Annotated in this window: 15 protein-coding genes and 4 pseudogenes; 3 read left to right on the top strand and 16 right to left on the bottom strand. The window is 35.6% G+C overall.

What is annotated here, in order from left to right; all coding sequences use genetic code 11:
• Positions 1-27: 27 nt before the first annotated feature.
• From CF67_RS01230 to CF67_RS01165, 16 genes and pseudogenes are all read right to left on the bottom strand, one after another.
• Entirely contained in the window at positions 28-1,545 is a 1,518-nt protein-coding gene (locus CF67_RS01230; protein ID WP_034413327.1) for a flagellar hook-length control protein FliK, read from the bottom strand.
• Between the two features lie 90 nt (positions 1,546-1,635).
• Positions 1,636-2,076, bottom strand: a complete 441-nt coding sequence (fliJ, locus tag CF67_RS01225) for a flagellar export protein FliJ (RefSeq protein WP_034413324.1) — start codon at positions 2,074-2,076, stop codon at positions 1,636-1,638.
• A gap of 6 nt (positions 2,077-2,082) precedes the next feature.
• Positions 2,083-3,414, bottom strand: coding sequence for a FliI/YscN family ATPase (locus CF67_RS01220; protein ID WP_034413323.1), 1,332 nt, complete (start codon positions 3,412-3,414; stop codon positions 2,083-2,085).
• Positions 3,414-4,220 carry a flagellar assembly protein FliH gene (gene fliH, locus CF67_RS01215; protein WP_034413321.1) on the bottom strand — a complete coding sequence of 269 codons (807 nt, stop codon included), beginning with the start codon at positions 4,218-4,220 and terminating at the stop codon, positions 3,414-3,416. Before fliH ends, CF67_RS01220 begins: the two co-directional genes overlap by 1 nt.
• A 36-nt stretch (positions 4,221-4,256) precedes the next feature.
• Positions 4,257-5,315, bottom strand: a complete 1,059-nt coding sequence (gene fliG, locus CF67_RS01210) for a flagellar motor switch protein FliG (RefSeq protein ID WP_034413320.1) — start codon at positions 5,313-5,315, stop codon at positions 4,257-4,259.
• Entirely contained in the window at positions 5,315-7,051 is a 1,737-nt protein-coding gene (gene fliF, locus CF67_RS01205) for a flagellar basal-body MS-ring/collar protein FliF (RefSeq protein ID WP_034413318.1), read from the bottom strand. Before fliF ends, fliG begins: the two co-directional genes overlap by 1 nt.
• Positions 7,052-7,070: 19 nt before the next feature.
• Positions 7,071-7,382, bottom strand: a complete 312-nt coding sequence (gene fliE, locus CF67_RS01200) for a flagellar hook-basal body complex protein FliE (protein ID WP_034413317.1) — start codon at positions 7,380-7,382, stop codon at positions 7,071-7,073.
• Positions 7,383-7,475: 93 nt separating this feature from the next.
• Positions 7,476-7,643 (bottom strand): annotated as a pseudogene (locus CF67_RS05185) (helix-turn-helix domain-containing protein); the annotation flags it as partial.
• 68 nt (positions 7,644-7,711) lie between these two features.
• Positions 7,712-8,876 (bottom strand): annotated as a pseudogene (locus CF67_RS01195) (sigma-54-dependent transcriptional regulator); the annotation flags it as partial.
• Between the two features lie 3 nt (positions 8,877-8,879).
• Positions 8,880-9,941, bottom strand: coding sequence for a sensor histidine kinase (locus CF67_RS01190; RefSeq protein WP_034413315.1), 1,062 nt, complete (start codon positions 9,939-9,941; stop codon positions 8,880-8,882).
• 97 nt (positions 9,942-10,038) lie between these two features.
• On the bottom strand, positions 10,039-11,508 hold the full coding sequence (locus tag CF67_RS01185) for a sigma-54 dependent transcriptional regulator (protein ID WP_034413312.1): 1,470 nt from the start codon (positions 11,506-11,508) through the stop codon (positions 10,039-10,041).
• A gap of 149 nt (positions 11,509-11,657) precedes the next feature.
• On the bottom strand, positions 11,658-12,074 hold the full coding sequence (fliS, locus tag CF67_RS01180) for a flagellar export chaperone FliS (RefSeq protein WP_034413309.1): 417 nt from the start codon (positions 12,072-12,074) through the stop codon (positions 11,658-11,660).
• A 30-nt stretch (positions 12,075-12,104) separates the two neighbouring features.
• Positions 12,105-12,404 (bottom strand): flagellar protein FliT, encoded by a 300-nt coding sequence (locus tag CF67_RS01175; protein ID WP_034413307.1) that lies wholly within the window; start codon positions 12,402-12,404, stop codon positions 12,105-12,107.
• Positions 12,401-13,147 (bottom strand): annotated as a pseudogene (gene fliD, locus CF67_RS05180) (flagellar filament capping protein FliD); the annotation flags it as partial. The gene CF67_RS01175 and the pseudogene fliD, both read right to left, overlap by 4 nt.
• A gap of 141 nt (positions 13,148-13,288) precedes the next feature.
• Positions 13,289-13,792 (bottom strand): annotated as a pseudogene (locus tag CF67_RS05175) (flagellar cap protein FliD N-terminal domain-containing protein); the annotation flags it as partial.
• 41 nt (positions 13,793-13,833) lie between these two features.
• Positions 13,834-14,193: a flagellar protein FlaG gene (locus tag CF67_RS01165; RefSeq protein WP_034413304.1), complete on the bottom strand. Its 360-nt coding sequence runs from the start codon at positions 14,191-14,193 to the stop codon at positions 13,834-13,836.
• Positions 14,194-14,829: 636 nt separating this feature from the next.
• On the opposite strand from CF67_RS01165, the gene CF67_RS01160 reads away from it, so the two are divergent.
• From CF67_RS01160 to CF67_RS01150, 3 genes are all read left to right on the top strand, one after another.
• The gene (locus CF67_RS01160) at positions 14,830-15,309 is read left to right on the top strand and encodes a single-stranded DNA-binding protein (RefSeq protein WP_034413302.1); all 480 of its coding nucleotides are present in this window, start codon (positions 14,830-14,832) and stop codon (positions 15,307-15,309) included.
• Positions 15,310-15,495: 186 nt separating this feature from the next.
• The gene (locus CF67_RS01155) at positions 15,496-15,801 is read left to right on the top strand and encodes a BolA family protein (protein ID WP_034413300.1); all 306 of its coding nucleotides are present in this window, start codon (positions 15,496-15,498) and stop codon (positions 15,799-15,801) included.
• 262 nt (positions 15,802-16,063) lie between these two features.
• On the top strand, positions 16,064-17,404 hold the full coding sequence (locus CF67_RS01150; protein ID WP_034413299.1) for a Na(+)-translocating NADH-quinone reductase subunit A: 1,341 nt from the start codon (positions 16,064-16,066) through the stop codon (positions 17,402-17,404).
• The last annotated feature ends 4 nt before the right edge of the window (positions 17,405-17,408 follow it).

Here is a 17,408-nt window from a genome sequence, read left to right as displayed (position 1 = left end):
TTCATTAAATCTAGTTCACATAGAATTTTAAGCGTAGCAGCTGATTCCATCATGTTTTGTTGTAATATTCAAACTTAAATCTAAATCTACCTTAGTATCTTTCTGATTGTTAATAATATCGTTTGAAGCTGGATTAAAATTTATTCTGCTCTGTTCTAAATAGCGATTTTCTTGTTCAGAATTTTGTTGTTGAACAGAGGTGTCACTTAACTGAATGCCCTGTTGGGCTAACATTTCACGTAAACGAGGGATGGATTGCTCGATTATATCTTTAGTTTGTGGATTAACTACTGTGAAATTTACAGTAGTGCTATCATTGCTTACGTTCATGCGAATTTGTATTTTCCCTAATTCAGAAGGATCGAATTGAATGTTAATATGCTTTAAGTTTTTTGACATTATCATATAGATATGTTCTGCAACTTGCTCTGATATCCTTGTTTTAAATTGCGAAGATATATGAGTCATTGGTATTTGTTCTAAACTCATTTGCGAGTCATTGAGAGTTTGTTGATTTAAAATAGTGATGAATTGCTGGATTAACGCTGTGCTTTTTTGTTCGATAAATAAGTTATGTTCTTCATTTAGATTCTTCATTATTTCAGAATTTGAAGCTGTTTTAGACAATGGTATTTGATTATTAAGTTGCTGTATTGTCAATGCATGAGGTGTTATTGATAATGGTTGAGGTGTCAGTTGGTTGAGATCAACTCGTATTACAAAAGCAGTTTTTGATTCTGACATGTTGTCGGTAGAGGTTATTAATTGAATGTTTTTTTGTTGGATTCTTTTAGCAGTTATAGCTTCTTGAGTTTTTTGATCAATGGTTTCAGCAGTTGTTGTATTCAAAACAGAATTTTTTGTTTGTTGATCTGAAGACAAAGTAACAATTTGTTTCGTCATAATTAGTTGATCAGTTTTCGCTCTTTGTTCTTGTCCAATCTCTTCTATTCCAAGTTTTTCGGTTGAAATTTCGTCAGTATTTTGTGCTGATCGTATTGCAGTTTTCTCTTTTTTTTGTATATTTGAGGTTTCAGTTTTTAAAGATTGAAATGCGTTGTCTTGCTCTTGAAATTTAGGATATTCAGTAAGTGTTTGGTTCTGATTTGGGACGCAATCAATAGCGACTAGGTTTTCTCCATCACTTTTATTTTTATAGAGTTTTTTTATCTCTGTATTGCTAGGCAAGAATTTGCCATCTTTGAGTTTAAATGTATTAGTAAGATCACATGAATTTAATACACCTAAAAGCTCGTCTTTTTCTTGTTTTTCTGAAGAAAAAAGTGATTCTGTGGGTGCTTGTATTGTTTTTTTATTAATATTCAGCTTCAGCTTGATATTTGCCTCTTTATTTTTATCCAATATCTTTTTTTTGATGACATTAGTTTCTTCATCTTTTTTATTGTTGCTTGAACTTTCTGCTAGTAGAGTGATGAGTTCCGTTGAAAAAGTATTACTTTTTATTGAATTAGAAGTAGTGTTTCTTTTTGTTGCGGTTTGATTTTCTTGAAACTGTTCTTCAATTTTAATTGAACTTACATTCATAATAGACGATGCTCATATTGTTGCTGGTAAATGTGATTGAGCTAATACTAAATTGCTAAGCAAAAAATACACCATTTAAAAAAATAAAGTTTATTTTAGTTTATGACGTTTAAATTGTGATGTGAAAAGTTCATCAATCTTCTTTTCTTCACAAAGATCTTGGTTTTTTTGATACTCAGCTTTCTTTTTTTCGATCAATTCTTCGCAAAAACGGCATTGTCTTCGAATTTCTAATAAGCATTTTTGAAAATTATTAATCCGTGATTGCAAATGAGCTTCAGTTTGTTCTTCTCTTGATAGTGTTTCATCAAGCTGTATGAGAAAATAATTTAGATGTTGATATTGATTAGCAGGTAGTCCAGCTATACCTTTTTTGATTAGTTGTTTACAGTACTCCAGTCGATATTCTTTTATCTTTAAAAGTTTTTGGTGATAATTTTTTAGTTCTGCATGAACGGTATTTAGTGCTGAGAGGGTTTGTTTTTCTCGTTTCCTAAATTGTTTTAATAAAAAAAACAGTTTTTTTTTCATCTCATTTTACTCAATTGGGTCAGTTTCAAGAATGCTTTCCAGCATATTAACAGACACATCATATGGCACCCTCTCTTTTATACCTTGTTGTAAGTATTGGTCAAGCTTAGTTTTTAGTGCAAGAGCATTATCAATAATTGGGTTTTTACCTGGTTGATAAGCACCAATAGAAATCAAATCTTGATTTTGACGGCAGATTGATAGTATTCTTCTGACTTTTTTTGAGAGCAGTATATGTTTATCCGTTGTAATCCGTGGCATAATGCGACTAACAGATTTTTCTATATCGATTGCAGGATAATGACCTGCATTGGCCATTTCTCTGGACAGAATAATGTGACCGTCAAGAATTGCACATGACGCGTCTGCTATTGGATCTTGTAAATCATCTCCTTCTGTTAAGATGGTAAAAAATGCTGTGATGGAGCCCTCATCTTTACCGCGATTGCCTGCTCTTTCAATAAGTTCACGAAGTTTGGCGAATACTGAAGGTGGGTAACCCTTAGCCACAGGTAGTTCCCCGACGGATAATGCAATTTCGCGTTGTGCTTGTGCAAAACGAGTTAATGAGTCCATCAAGAGTAATACATCAAAACCCTGATCGCGAAAATATTCAGCAATAGTCAGCGCGCTTTGACAACCTTTAAGTCGCATAAGCGGCGAAGTATCTGCTGGAGCTGCAATGACTACTGAATTCTTACGACCTTCAACACCTAAAATTTGTTCGATGAATTCTTTTACTTCACGCCCACGTTCTCCAATTAATCCTACTATTGTAACTTGAGCAGTTGTACCATGAGTCATCATTCCCAATGTAACCGATTTCCCTACACCGGAGCCTGAAAATAAGCCTATACGCTGACCTTTTCCTACAGTTAGTAGGCCATTAATTGCTTTTAATCCAACATCAAGTGGTTCACTAATTGGTTTACGGATAAGAGGATTGATAGGTTCAGTATTAAATGATGCTCTTTTTTCGGTATAAATTGGACCTAAGTTATCTAATGGATTTCCAACGCCGTCAATTACACGTCCCAGTAGTTCCATACCAACAGGTAGACCTATTTTGTCTGTTAGCGGCGTTATTTTAGCCCCTGGAAGAACTTCAATTATTTGCTCCATTGGCATGAGATATAAATCTTCGCCAGAAAAACCGATGACCTCTACCTCCATTTCACCATGCACAGTTTCAATTTTACACAAACTACCAATAGGTGCTCGGCATCCTGTTGCTTCCAGAGTCAAACCAACAACACGAATTAATTTTCCAGATACGACAGGTTGAGAATCGAGTCCTTGTATTTTATATCGAGTGAGACGTTCAACGAGTTTTAACACTATTCATTACTATTAATATTGTTAGAGATCAAAAAATTACGGATAACACTTTGAATTCTATCTTCTATTTTATAGTCTAAATTTGATTCGTTTACTTTGATTTGAATATCACCACGATTAAGTGTTGACTCAGCGGACAATATCCATTTTCGAGAATCGAGTTCTTTTTTACTATAGAATGAGTGGATAATTTCTATATCATCAGGATGAAGTTTAAGTATCGTGGTGTGTTCCGAAATCGGTAAAGCTTTGATGGATTGTTTAATCGTATCTAGAACAATTTTAGGATTGGTTTTCACCTCGATATGAACAATTTCTTTAACTAAAATCAATATCATATCAATTAGTTGTTTTTCTATCTGATCAGTTATCATTTCTAAAGGTTGATTAAACTTATCGGCTAATTTTATGAAAGTCTGTACTTGTTGTTGAATAAACTCTTGACCTTCTTTTATGCCTTTGATTTTTCCTTGATCGACGCCTTCCTGATAACCTACATCCAAGCCTTGTTTTTTACCTTTATCATATCCCTTCTTAAAACCCGTTTCCTTACCTTTAAGCACACCTTCCTGATAAGCATTTTTTTTAATTGATTCAATATCTTCTTCAGTGAGAGGAGGTATTTCTTTTTTTATTGGTTCATTAAAGTTTAGCGTCCGTTTAGGATTGTAATTAACTGCAGTCTCCTTTCTAATTTTTTTATTTGTTTTATCGCTGTAGTCAGGTAACTTCCATTTTTTAGCTTCCTCAACGATAGCCTGATTTTTGTTAGGGCGCAAGAAGCCTAGCTTTTTCTTATTGAACATATTTGTTCCCTGATTATTTAAGTATTTTCAATACAATTACAAGAATTCATCTGCACCGCTTGAAAGCATAATTTCACCTTTATCAGCCATACGTCGAGCAATAGCTAGAACCTCTTTTTGAGCGGCTTCCACATCAGATATTTTCACTGGTGGCATAGTGTCTAAATCATCTTGCATCATTTCAGCTGCACGTTTCGACATATTCTTAAAGATCTTATCACGCAAGGTGTCATCAGCACCTTTAAGCGATTTTTTTAGAATATCTTGTGGTATGTCACGTAGTAATTTTTGAATACCTTGATCGTTAATTTCTATAAGGTTTTCGAAAACGAACATAAGATCTTGAATTTGAGTTGCCATATCTTCATCTTGATCTCGGATCTGTTCTATTAAGACATTTTCAAGACTGTTATCCATGTAGTTCATAATTTCTGCAGCAGCTTTAAATCCACCAATTTTAGCAGCTTGAGCGCCAGCTTGGCCTGCAAATTGTTTTTCCATAATTTCGTTTAATTCAGCTAAAGCAGAAGGTTGGACTTCTTCTAGATTAGCAATGCGCATCATGAGATCAAGACGATCGCGTTCAGAAAATTGAGATAAAATTTCAGCAGATTGATTAGCTTCTAGATATGAAAGTACAATTGTTTGAATCTGAGGATGTTCATTAATGATAATGCTAGCGACTTGACGTGGGTCCATCCATTTCAATGAATCCAGTCCTTTTGATCCTGTGCCTAATAAAATTTGATCAACTAAATTATTAGCTTTGTCTGCACCAAGTGCTGCCGTTAAGGTGTTACGCATGAAATCTTCACTTTTCACACCGATATTGGTATATTTCTGGATATCTTCCAAAAAGGCACGATAGACAGCTCCTACCTTTTCTTGATTTAAGTTTGATGCGCGTGCCATCGCACTACCTACGCGTTGAACTTGCTTAGGTTCTAAGTGACGAATAATTCCAGCGGCATCATCTTCATTTAAGCTAAGTAGTAGGATGGCGGCTTTTTCATCGCCAATAATGCTAGAGATATCCACGCTGTTTTGTTTTTTTTTCTTGCTTGTGTTTTCTTGGTTCGTAATTTCGTTAGGCATTATTTCATCCAATTTTTTACTACTTGAGCAGCTAACTCAGGTTCATTGGCGACTAAAGATCGCACCGCTTTAAGTATGTCTTCATCTTTATGCAAATTAGGTAAATCAATGTTGGAAGTAAATTCTAATAGTTCATTATTCTCGATATTATCATCGATAAAATTTGCTTTGCTATCGTCGCTAATAGATAAATTGTCTGGTTTATGAAGCTGTTCTTCATTTGTTGTTGGGTTAAGTAATTTTTTCATGGCTGGCTGTAGGAGAACAACTACGATCACAATAATGATTAGAGCGCTAGTAATCCAACGCATCCAATTATTAAAATTTGGATGTTCCCAAATTGGAGTATCGATTGTTGATTCCACTTCAGGTACTGCAAACTGCATACTGAGGACATTTAGTAAGTCGCCGCGCATTTCATTGAAGCCGACGGCGCCAATTAGCAATTGACGAATTGAGTCAAGTTCGCTATTCGATAAGGGAGTATAGTTTGTTTGACCACTATCTGGGTTAATTGATGCTCGATTTTTGACTGCTACTGAAATAGTTTGACGACTAATAGTACCAGTTTGTCGTCTTTCATGACTGACCGTAGTGTCTAGTTCAAAATTACGCGTACTTTCTTTGCGAGTTGAAGCTTTGTCAGCAATAGAATCACTTTTCATTTTTGCTATATCTTCTGGAATTGATGCGTCAGCTGGAGGTTGATTACTAAGTGCTCCTGGTATACCACCAATTATATTACCATTGTTGTAATCTTCTAAAGTGTGCTCGCTACGAGTTGATGGAGATTTTGGATCAAAATGTTTGCGCGTTTGTTCAATTGTACTAAAATCCAATTCAATATCAACTTGAGCTGTGTAGTTGCCAAAGCCTAATATAGGGATAAGCACGGAATCAATTTTTTCACGTAGTGTCTGTTCTTGTTTACGTTCTAGTTCATGTTCTTTACTGCGTGCAGAAGATGCTGAATCTTGGGATCCAGAATTTAATAGGCGACCATGCTGATCGGTGACTGTAATACGGCTTGGTTTCATACCAGGAACGGCGCTTGATACCATATCAATTACTGAGTAAATTTCTTCTTGTTTTAGAAGTGAACCAGTTCGTAACGTTAAAAAAACTGAAGCTGATGCTTCTTGATGATGGCGGACAAAAACACTTTGTTTTGGTAGAGCAAGAAGAACACGCGCTTTACGTACCTGCTGCATTTCTTCAATAGCCTTAGAAAGTTGACGTTCTCTGCTAAGTTTAAGACGCTCCGATTCTAAGCGTTGTGAAACTCCAAATCCCATATCTTTTAATAGTATTTCGTCTCCGGCTTGCGTTTCTTGGTTTAACCCTGCACGAGCAAGATCAAGTTTAAGACTACTATACTTATTTACAGGCACTGAAAGAGTATTGCCTTCTAGTTTATAGTTAGCTTTTCTTTGATCAAGATAGTCCAAAATTGGAATAAGTTCATTTGTTTCATACGTACCCAAAGGACGCATTTCTGATTCTTTAGCCCAGAAAAATAGCATAATGATTAATGCAACACAGATTGAAATGGATAAAATTGAAACTATCTGGCGTAAGAGGTCTAGGTTACCTATTGTTAAGTTAAATTTAGCAAAGTTTTTTCTATTTAAACCAGAATTTTGTTTTTCTACGCTAGGATTTGAACTCGAAACCATTGCGTGATTATCTGATGAATCAGCGAGCGTTAAATCTGTTGTTTGATTTGCATCTGCCACTGCTAATTACCCAAGAACATTAAACTGGCATATTAATTAGTTCTTTATAAGCTTCAATAAGCTTGTTGCGTATCTGAACGGTTGCCTCAAATGCGATGCTAGACTTATTACGAGCAATCATAACATCGGATAACGATATGTTTTTGTCACCACGATCAAAGCTTGTTTGCAAATGACTAGAATTTTTCTGTAATTTATTTACGTTATTAATGGCTTCAGTTAGCATTTTGCTGAAATTCGAATTTACCCTTTGAAGGGTTGAGGAACCTTGCGAAATACTAGATTTGATAAACGAAGGTTGAATTTTATTATCTAAATTGTTGATTTCCATTTTTTCCTCTCATTTTTCATGCTTTGAATTATGCACTACTTTCTAAAATTAAATATAAGATAACGGATCGTTGCTGCTTGTTCTGAATTTAAGTTACAGCTTAATGGGAATTATCCCTAATTTTTTCATTTTTGCTAACTTATAACGTAGTGTGCGTGGACTAATTCCAAGTTTTTTAGCCATTTCCTTACGTCGACCGTTACATTCAGAAAGTGTCTTAAGTATAATAACACGCTCTTGTTCTTGTAGCTCTCCTTCAAGCGTTGTTGAATTGCTCTCTTTAATGTCCATAGTGGATGTTGTTTTTGTAGTTTTGGAATTTGAGTTGGACTCCAATATTTGTTGTAAACTTCCTGCATTTTCCCAATCAATGTTTTCCAACAAAATATGTTCGCTTGTGATGTATCTGTTATTGCTAAGTATTAAAGCTCGTTGTATCACGTTATCAAGCTCACGCACGTTGCCTGGCCAAGAATAGCGAAGTAGTTTTGATATTGCGCTTGCATGAATGCTATGAATGGGTAGTCCTAATTTTTTGCAGTTACGTTCAATTAAATATCTAATAAGGGGCTCGATATCACCTTTGCGCTCACATAGCGCAGGCCACGAAATTGGAAATACGTTTAAGCGATAGTATAAGTCTTCACGGAAGTTAGCTTCTTGTACGTATTGTTTAAGATCCCGATTGCTAGTTGATAGAACTCGTATATCCAGCTTTATGCTTTTATGGCTGCCTAAACGTTCTACTTCTCGTTCTTGAAGAACGCGTAACAGTTTGGCCTGTAGATTTAAGTCCATTTCGCTGACCTCATCGAGCAAAATAGTTCCTCCTTGTGCTTGTTCGAATTTACCTGGGCAAGCTTTGAATGCTCCAGTAAAAGCTCCTTTTTCGTAACCAAATAACGTTGCTTCTAACATGCTATCTGGAATTGCTGCACAATTAATGGCAATAAATGGACCATTTTTACGGTTGGAAGCATTATGGATGTATCGAGATATGATCTCTTTTCCAGAACCACTTGGCCCAAGTATTAGTACATTAGCATTGGTTTTCGAGACTTTATCAGCTAGAGCCATTAACTTTAAGCTTTTATTATCTGCTACAATAACATCACCGTTGTTGTCTGATTTTATGGGAGTATAGCGACTTACCATATTGAGTAAAACTTCGGGTGAAAATGGTTTTGTTATGTAGTCAACAGCACCTTCTTTTATTGCTGAAACTGCGTCTTCGACGCTGGCGTAAGCTGTTATAAGTAGCACTGGTAAGCTTAGATAGTTTCGCTTAATATTTCTGAGCAGGGCTAAACCGTCTGCACCCTCCATTTGTATATCGGAAACAACTATATCAATAGAATGTGATTTAAGCTTTATTAAGGCGTCTTCTGCGCTGTAAGATTCTAGACATTTATAGCCTGATAAGGTTAGTGTGTCTACTAGTGCTTCTCGCAGACCTGGATCATCTTCCACAATTAGAACTGTATTTTGAATCATCATTTATTTTCCTACGCGGATAGAATCTGGAGTATTGGATCTACTATACTGAAGAGGAATATACATAGTAAAACACGCACCATCCCCTAGTTTTGAAACTATTTCTAAGCGTCCAGAATGAGCGGTACATACCATTTGAACAACTGTTAATCCAAGGCCAGTTCCTTGGGAACGGGTAGTAAAGAATGGTTCTGTAATTTTGCTTTGGATGTTTTCAGGTATACCAGGGCCATTGTCTTGTACTGATATTTTAAGTTCATTATTTATAGTTCGAAAAAAAACATTTATTTTTGATTTTTTACCTGCTATTTGAATTGCATTTATCACCAAATTACTTATCGCTGAAGCAATAGAATTAATATTACCTAAGAGTGTGACTCCTCCGTTTTCGACTTCTTGAGAATAATTGATTTGATTATTTGTCAAAGATGTTTCGATCATAGGAGTTAATTCAGTTATTAGATCTGAAATAGTGCAAGTTTCGATAATTTTGTTTTGAGCACCCTTTGCGAACAATAGCATATCATTTATTTGTTTTTCTAGATCATGGAGTCGATCCATCAATTTTGATTGAAAACGTTGTTTAATTTCAGGTGATAAGTTGCTAATTGTGAGATTTGATGCATAAAGTATAGTGCTAGCAAGTGGTGTCCTTAATTGATGAGCGAGTGATGCAACCATACGTCCTAGTGAAGAAAGCCGTTGTAAATCACTTATGCGAGATTGCAGTAAACGTGTTTCTGTTAAATCAGTTATGAATATTAGCTGGCCAGTGCTCGATGGTGAAATGGCTAACTGTACTTTTCGTCCATTTCGTAAAGATATTTCATGTCCATCATCGTCTTTTGGAGCAAATGCTGTTTGAATGATTGAAAACCATTTTTTTCCTAGCAGAGGGACATTCAGCAATTTAAACGCTTCTGGGTTCGCCTCTTGCACAATACCTTGCGTATCGAGTAATATCAGACCAGCAGGCATTATATCCAGTACTTGTTTATATCTTTTGACTTGCTCTTCAAGATTGTCCAGATAGGATCGTTTTTTTTCTAGAGTTATTGGTTGCATGTCATATTTCTATTGGTAAATATAAGTGAATTAATCGGTAGAGTGTAAGTTAGAGGATTCAAAAATAGATTCAATATTAGTGATAATGATCGGAGAGTTATCGTTGCAAATTATATTTACGTATTTTTTCTACCAATGTTGTTCGACGTATACCTAACATATTGGCTGCTCTAGCAACAATACCACCTTGAGCCTTTAGAGCTTGGTTAATCATTTTTACTTCCAATTTAGCGAGAATTTTTTTTAAATTAATGCCTTCTGGGGGTAGATGAGATGTACTGAACTTATCTAGGCTATCTTGGAAAGAATTTTTGTTTTCAGAATTAAATTTTTTAGAAAAAATGTCAGCTAACGCATTACGTTCTTCTTCTGCGGCAGCAATGAGTTTTCTTTGTCCCAATCGAAATTTAGAAGTATCGTTATAACGATATTTAATGGGTAAATGATTCATGTCTATTAAGGTGTTTGGATATAAAATAACCATTCTTTCAATCAGGTTAGAAAGTTCTCGAACATTCCCTGGCCAATCATGTTTTATTAAAGCGTTCATAGCACGAGGGGTAAAGCGAGTGGGTTCGTTATTTGTAGTTTCAGTACGTGTTATGAATTCTTTTAGTAGCAGTGGGATATCTTCTTTGCGATCTCGTAATGTTGGCACATCGATAGGAAAAACATTTAGGCGATAGTAGAGATCTTCACGAAAAGACTCATTAGCAATCATATTTTCTAAGTTTCGGTGTGTTGCTGAAATAATACGAACATTGACTTGGATAGTTGTATTTCCACCGACGCGCTCGAAACTACGCTCCTGAAGGACACGCAGTAGCTTGATTTGCATGGACATTGGCATATCGCCAATTTCATCTAAAAATAGCGTACCACCTTCAGAGAGTTCGAAACGACCTTTCCTGGAAGTAATTGCACCGGTAAAAGCTCCTTTTTCATGTCCAAATAGTTCACTTTCTAAGAGATCTTGTGGTATCGCTCCACAATTTATCGGTACAAATGGAGCACTACGACGAGCAGAATTGTAATGAATACTTCGGGCTACAACTTCTTTGCCGGTGCCTGATTCACCTAAAATTAATACGTTGGCTTCAGTATTTGATACTTGTTCGATTAAATGACGTACTTCTTGGATAATCAAACTTTGACCAACAAATTTACAAAAGAGAGGATCTTTATACAAGTGCGATTGATGTTTCTTTTTTTTATTCGCAAAATTTTTACAATTGAGAAGAGCTTTGCTTAATTGAGGATAATTTAGAGGAAATTCCAAATTTCCTACGTATTGAGGATAGCTCTCTATGGGGTATGAGTGTTTACCGGCAATCAGTAGTGGTATATGATCTGCGTTGGCGAGTTTTTGGATAAGTTGAATGGGAAATTTTTTACTATACAAGGAACCAACAACACATCCTGACCAGAGCGCTGACCAGTCTAGTTCTTCAATCTGCTCTAGAGTGATGACTTCACATTGTTCTCCGAGGAATTTTAAGATATTTTCAAGATTCACACGTACTTGTGCGTCATCTTCGATAACAAGTATTTTTGATAAACCTTGCATAAACAGGGATAATTACCTTAAGTTTTAATTAAGTTTATAGCCAATCAACAGAAACCAGTAGTAAGGAGCGACTGGAGCCGGCATTCATTCTATTGGATAAAATAAATAAGGCAACCAGGCAATTTCTGGATGTGATATTAGTGGAAAATTTAAGATGAAACCTTGATATCAGTTACAGTTAGATTATGATACTTCCGAGGGATTTGATCCCAAGCAGACTTGATTTCACGAATGATTTCGATGACATCGTCTATTGGCTTTGGGGTATTTTTATTGTTTGCTGTTGAAATTTGCGTTATCATGAACTCGTAGAGTTGGTCTAAGTTTTTTGCTACGTCTCCACCATCATCCATTGATAAGCAACTCCTTAAGCTAATTATGATGTCTAACGCTTTACCCAAACATTCGCCTTTTACCGAAATATTGCCCTGCTGCATCGCGGTTTTTCCTTGAATTAAACGCTCTATTGAGCCAGCCATAAGCATTTGGACAACCTTGTGTGGTGACGCTAAAGTCAGTTGACTATCAATAGATACCTTCTTGTATACCTGCAAAGAACCGCGCATAATTTCCCTCTTTTAAAAATAATTGTGTCGTTAAATTTTTTCATACTTTTGAATGGATTTGCAAGCGTATCGATAGGTTTTTAATTTTTCTCCTATCTGGTTGGTTTTATGTTGTAAATGATTAGTGAGTTGCTTTGTTTCTTCCAACAGTAAGACCCAATTTTTGGATTTAGAAAGATTTGGTGTTTCTTTTATGTATTTTAAAATTTTTAGCAATATTTGTTCTCTATTATCAACAAGTTTAATTATTTCTTTAGCATGAATCTCCTTGTTGCTTAAAATTGATCTAATTTTATTATCTAAATTACGTACATCCGTTAATTCAATCATGTTGTTAATTTTATTGCCTCCATCATACTGGTTAATTGATACTGCATTTTTCTGGTTGCATTTTGCATAGAAGTAAATTGGGCATGAGTACGTTTTTCTAGATTATCCATGCGATGCTTAAGCAGCATTTTGTCATCCTTGAGTCGGTAGTTCTTTTCCATTAAACTTTTCTCTTGAATACGAATTGCTCCACTTGTTCCTGTTATATTTTGAATGGCATCTTCTATTTTTCTTGCAAATCCTTGATTTCCGCCGAAAAACATTTTGAGTTTATTAAAATTATCATTGATTTTTCGATTTAAAATACTGTAGTTAACTTCAAGTGTACCTTGGCGCGTAGTAGTAATACCAAATTCAGTTAGTGATTTGATTTCTTGAGGAGCTGGAAGAATTGGCGATGAAAAAACTTTTTTCAGGCGAGAAGCAATGCTCATAGCAACATTATCACCGGCTAGAGGACCTACTTGCCCTGTTTTAGGATCAAGAGAGCTCAGTTCTTTCGACGTTTGGTGAAATTGGTTATAAGCAGCAATAAAACGTTCAATATTCTTTTCTACTTTCTGTGTATTATATCTGATGTCAATTTTTATCGGTGGCTCGTTAAGTTCCATTTTTCTTTTTAAAGTTAAGTTAATTCCATTAATAGCATTTTCCATTATGTTATTGTGGCTAGAAAGTCGTGCGATACCATCAACTATAACTTCTGAATTTTGTGCGGGCTGAACTTGAATCATGCCTTGGTATGTACTTAGTATCTTTTTTGTAACTTGGGGATCAGTATCGTCTATTTCATATTTATACTCAAATTTCTTTAGTGGATTGTCTGATTGTGTATGTGCTGATACTCGTATAGTGTTTTCTTTGCCAGATATATTTGAAGTAAGAACAAGTCGTTTTCCTTCGTTCTCATTAATGATAGATGCTTGTACTCCAGGATTAGTTTGATTTCCGTTTATTTTTTTTGCTATGTCTACTAGCTTAGAGTTATTCTTTATGCTAATTAAAAACCTTTTATTACCAAGTTGAATTTGTAAATCTCCTGGACCAAATCTATCTTCTTGTTGTGGTACAACTCTGGATGCGATTTTATGTTTTTTGGCAAGTTGCAGTACATTCATAGTGTACTGACCAGCAATGGCGCCTGTTGTTGCCATCGCCACAACAACGTTTTCATCAGAAGTATGAGCTTTTCTTGCCGAAAAAGTCTTCTCTTGACGAAAATCTACCATTAAATCCTTCATAGTATCCAACGACGCCTTAAGTTGTCCGTATGCACTAATTTTGGAATTAATATTAGCCACTTCACGATCAATACGTTTCTGTTTGGGTAATCGTTCTGCGTCAACAATCTTCGTAACCATAGAATTTAAGTCTATATTTGCAGCCATCCCTAAAGGATTTAAGTTCATGAAAATGTCTCCTAGACATATTAAACCTTATCTATCAACAGCCCAGAGGTATAACGTGCTACTTGATCTCTAAGATCTCGTAATATTTCCAGCATTGCTTCATCCGGTATTTGACGAATAATCTTACCAGTACTAGTTTCATAAATAGTGACAACATTTCTCTTAGCTTTTTCATCAATACGAAAAGATAAATCAGTATTGATGGAAGAGATAAACTCACTAATTTGCTCTGCCATTTTTTCACGCTCTGTTTCCGGTATTTTCCTATCCTCTTTATTAGCGGTAATGTTGGATGCATCGTTATTGTCCTCAACTGCAATTTTAATACCATTTATTGATGCATAAGGCTGAATGTTAGATGTATCGGATGGTATTTCCATAACAATCTTCCTGTCACCTTAAATTTTTAGTGATATTTGTATTTAAGAAAAGTTGTATTTTTTTTCATTGAATTTTTCCTAAAGCTTATTATTTATATTTATAATGAAATTACATATTCAAAATTTCGATCTGTAGCCTAGAAGAAGAAATCCTATTGATTCTTTGATCTTTTAAATACAGTAGCAATATATTCAGGTTGTATTACGCGATTATCACAGAATATTGTCTATATTATTTCCGTTAAATCATAATAGTCTTCTGCGCTCTTGAATCCGCCTTGCCTTCTTCATACCTAATACCTATCTTAGCGGCTAAAAAAAGGTAAGCTTTAGAAAAAAATAGTGCTTTGTGATTTTTATCATAGTCAATTTAATTATGAAATGCTCTACTACTTCATTGTTGGATATGTTGAATCAACTCAGTTCGAATAAATTTTTCTTTAGTTACTTATTGAGCACGATTTAAAAAGTAACGGTTTTTTTAAAAGTTAAATTTAACAATGAGACTGATTTCATCATATTAAAATATGATGTTGTTCGCTTTTTCATTACTTTAGGCAATTTGATTTATCCTAGTCGTACATAAAGCATGTTACAATCTTGAGTTGTTGACCTGGTGGGGGATGTGTACAAAGTATGGCAAGTCGTGGCATAAATAAGGTTATTTTAGTAGGGAATTTAGGTGCTGATCCAGAAGTCCGTTATATGGCAAGTGGAAATGCTGTAGCAAATATTACGATCGCAACTTCGGAATCTTGGCGTGATAAGACAACTGGTGAACAACGTGAAAAAACTGAGTGGCACCGTGTTGTGCTATTCGGTAAGTTAGCTGAGATTTCAGGGGAATATTTACGAAAAGGTTCTCAGGTTTATATTGAAGGTCAATTGCAAACACGTAAGTGGCAAGACCAAGGTGGTCAAGATCGTTATACAACTGAAGTAGTTGTACAAGGTTTTAACGGTGTAATGCAGATGCTTGGAGGACGTGCTCAAGATGATGTTTCAGAACAATCGACAGATAAAAAACGTGGCGTTTTTGAGAAGGCTCAAGAGTCAACTTCTAAGATGAAATATGATGAACCACCAGTGGATTTTGACGATGATATCCCATTTTAGATGCATTGTTCATATTTAATGTTTCATCTTCGGCAAATTGTGTGCTCCTATAGGTTAAGAAGAGTTTGAAGTCTCTGATGTTGGATTGCTGGTTCTGAGCGTTTTTAATATGTTAAGGTCGTTTGATAGCGACCTGTAGCGTCTGTGATATGTAAATAGGATGAAGAGATAAGCTAGGGGATTGTCATGTTTCAAGAAACGATTGAAGAAAAATTAAAACGAAACCTCGCTCCAATTGAACTACAAGTAGTTGACGAAAGCCATTTACATAAAGTTTCTGGTTATGAAAGTCACTTTAGGCTAGTTGTTGTTAGCGATCAGTTTGCAAATCAACAGTTAGTTGTCCGTCATCGTACAATTAACCAAATTCTTTCAGATGAATTAGCAAATCATATCCATGCATTGTCGATTCATGCATATACTCCAGAAGAATGGAAATCAAAAAAAGAAACCGTTCCTTGCAGTTCTGTATGTGTGAATAAGCAAAAATAGATGAGAGTATGTTGGCAAAGATAGTTTGTTTATAGGAGAGCGGGTTATAATTATTTTTGTTTTTTTTCGTGTAGTATCGAGTTTGGAAAAAATGCTAGAACTGGATAGTCTAGTTAGATTCAATTTTGAGGTAGGGCTATTAATAGGCGTAAAACACAGCGGTTTGGGTGTTGAGAATAATGCTAGAAGCAGGAGCACTGGTGTTACTTACGTCTGGCGAGTTCATTGTTAGAATTTTTCCCAAATAAAAAGTAATGCAAATATGTTTACGATAAGTAAGGGTTTGGATCTTCCCATTTCAGGAGGTCCTTCCCAAATAATTAATAATGGTAAAACTATCAATAGGGTTGCTCTGCTTGGTGAAGAGTATCTTGGCCTACGTCCTACGATGCATGTTCAAGTAGGTGATAAGGTTAAAAAGGCTCAAATTCTTTTTGAGGATAAGAAGAATCAAGGTGTTAAGTTTACTTCGCCAGTAAGCGGTAGAATAATTGAGATTAATCGTGGTTTAAAGCGAATCCTACAATCCGTAGTGATTGAAACCATAGGTGATGAACAAATTACGTTCGCTAAGTTTGAAGCTGGTCAATTAGTTTATTTGGACTGTGACACCATCAAGTCTCAACTGATTAAATCAGGTCTTTGGACAGCTTTACGTACTCGTCCATTTAGCAGAGTGCCAGGTGTTGACTCTTCGACCGAGGCAATTTTTGTCACTGCTATAGATACTAATCCTTTAGCCGCGGATCCTAAGTTAGTTATTAATGAGCAGGTTGATGCCTTCATTGCCGGTCTTGATGTTCTTTCGGTATTAACGAAAGATAAGGTTTACGTATGCAAATCTGATGCTCACCCTCTTTACTCCAATCGATTGAATGTTGAAGAGCATGTTTTTAATGGTCCTCATCCAGCAGGTCTCACTGGCACCCACATGCATTTTTTATATCCAGTAAATGTGGAGAATGTAGCATGGAGCATTAATTATCAAGATGTTATTGCGTTTGGAAAATTGTTTTTAACAGGGGAACTTCACGTTGATCGAGTAATTTCGCTCGCTGGTCCAGCAGTAAAGAACCCTCGTCTTATTCGTACGATTTTGGGTGCTAGCTTGGATGAGGTAACCAATAATGAGTTAGTATTTGGTGATCTTCGCGTAATTTCTGGCTCAGTCTTAAATGGTGTTGAGGCTGTTGGCCCTCTTGCTTATTTGGGTCGTTATCACGTACAAGTTTCTGTGTTGCATGAAGGAGGAGAAAAAGAGCTATTTGGTTGGGCTATGCCTGGTAAAAGCAAATTTTCTATTACTCGTTCTTTTTTGAGTCATTTTTTCAAAGATCAATTATTTCATATGACAACTACTACTAATGGTAGCCCTCGTGCTATGGTTCCTATTGGTAACTACGAGAAAGTAATGCCATTTGATATAGAGCCAACGTTGCTTCTTCGTGACCTATGTTCAGGTGATACGGATAGTGCTCAACGTCTCGGAGCATTGGAGTTAGATGAAGAAGATTTAGCGCTGTGTACTTTTGTATGTCCTGGTAAATGTGAATACGGTCAATTACTTCGTGAATGTCTCGATATAATTCTAAAAGAAGGGTAAATTC

The organism is Candidatus Photodesmus blepharonis (assembly GCF_000731795.2).
In the GTDB taxonomy this organism is placed as follows: Bacteria; Pseudomonadota; Gammaproteobacteria; order Enterobacterales; family Vibrionaceae; genus Vibrio; species Vibrio blepharonis.
Note: the sequence above shows the minus strand (reverse complement) of the source record. Positions and strands in the feature narration are given on the sequence as shown.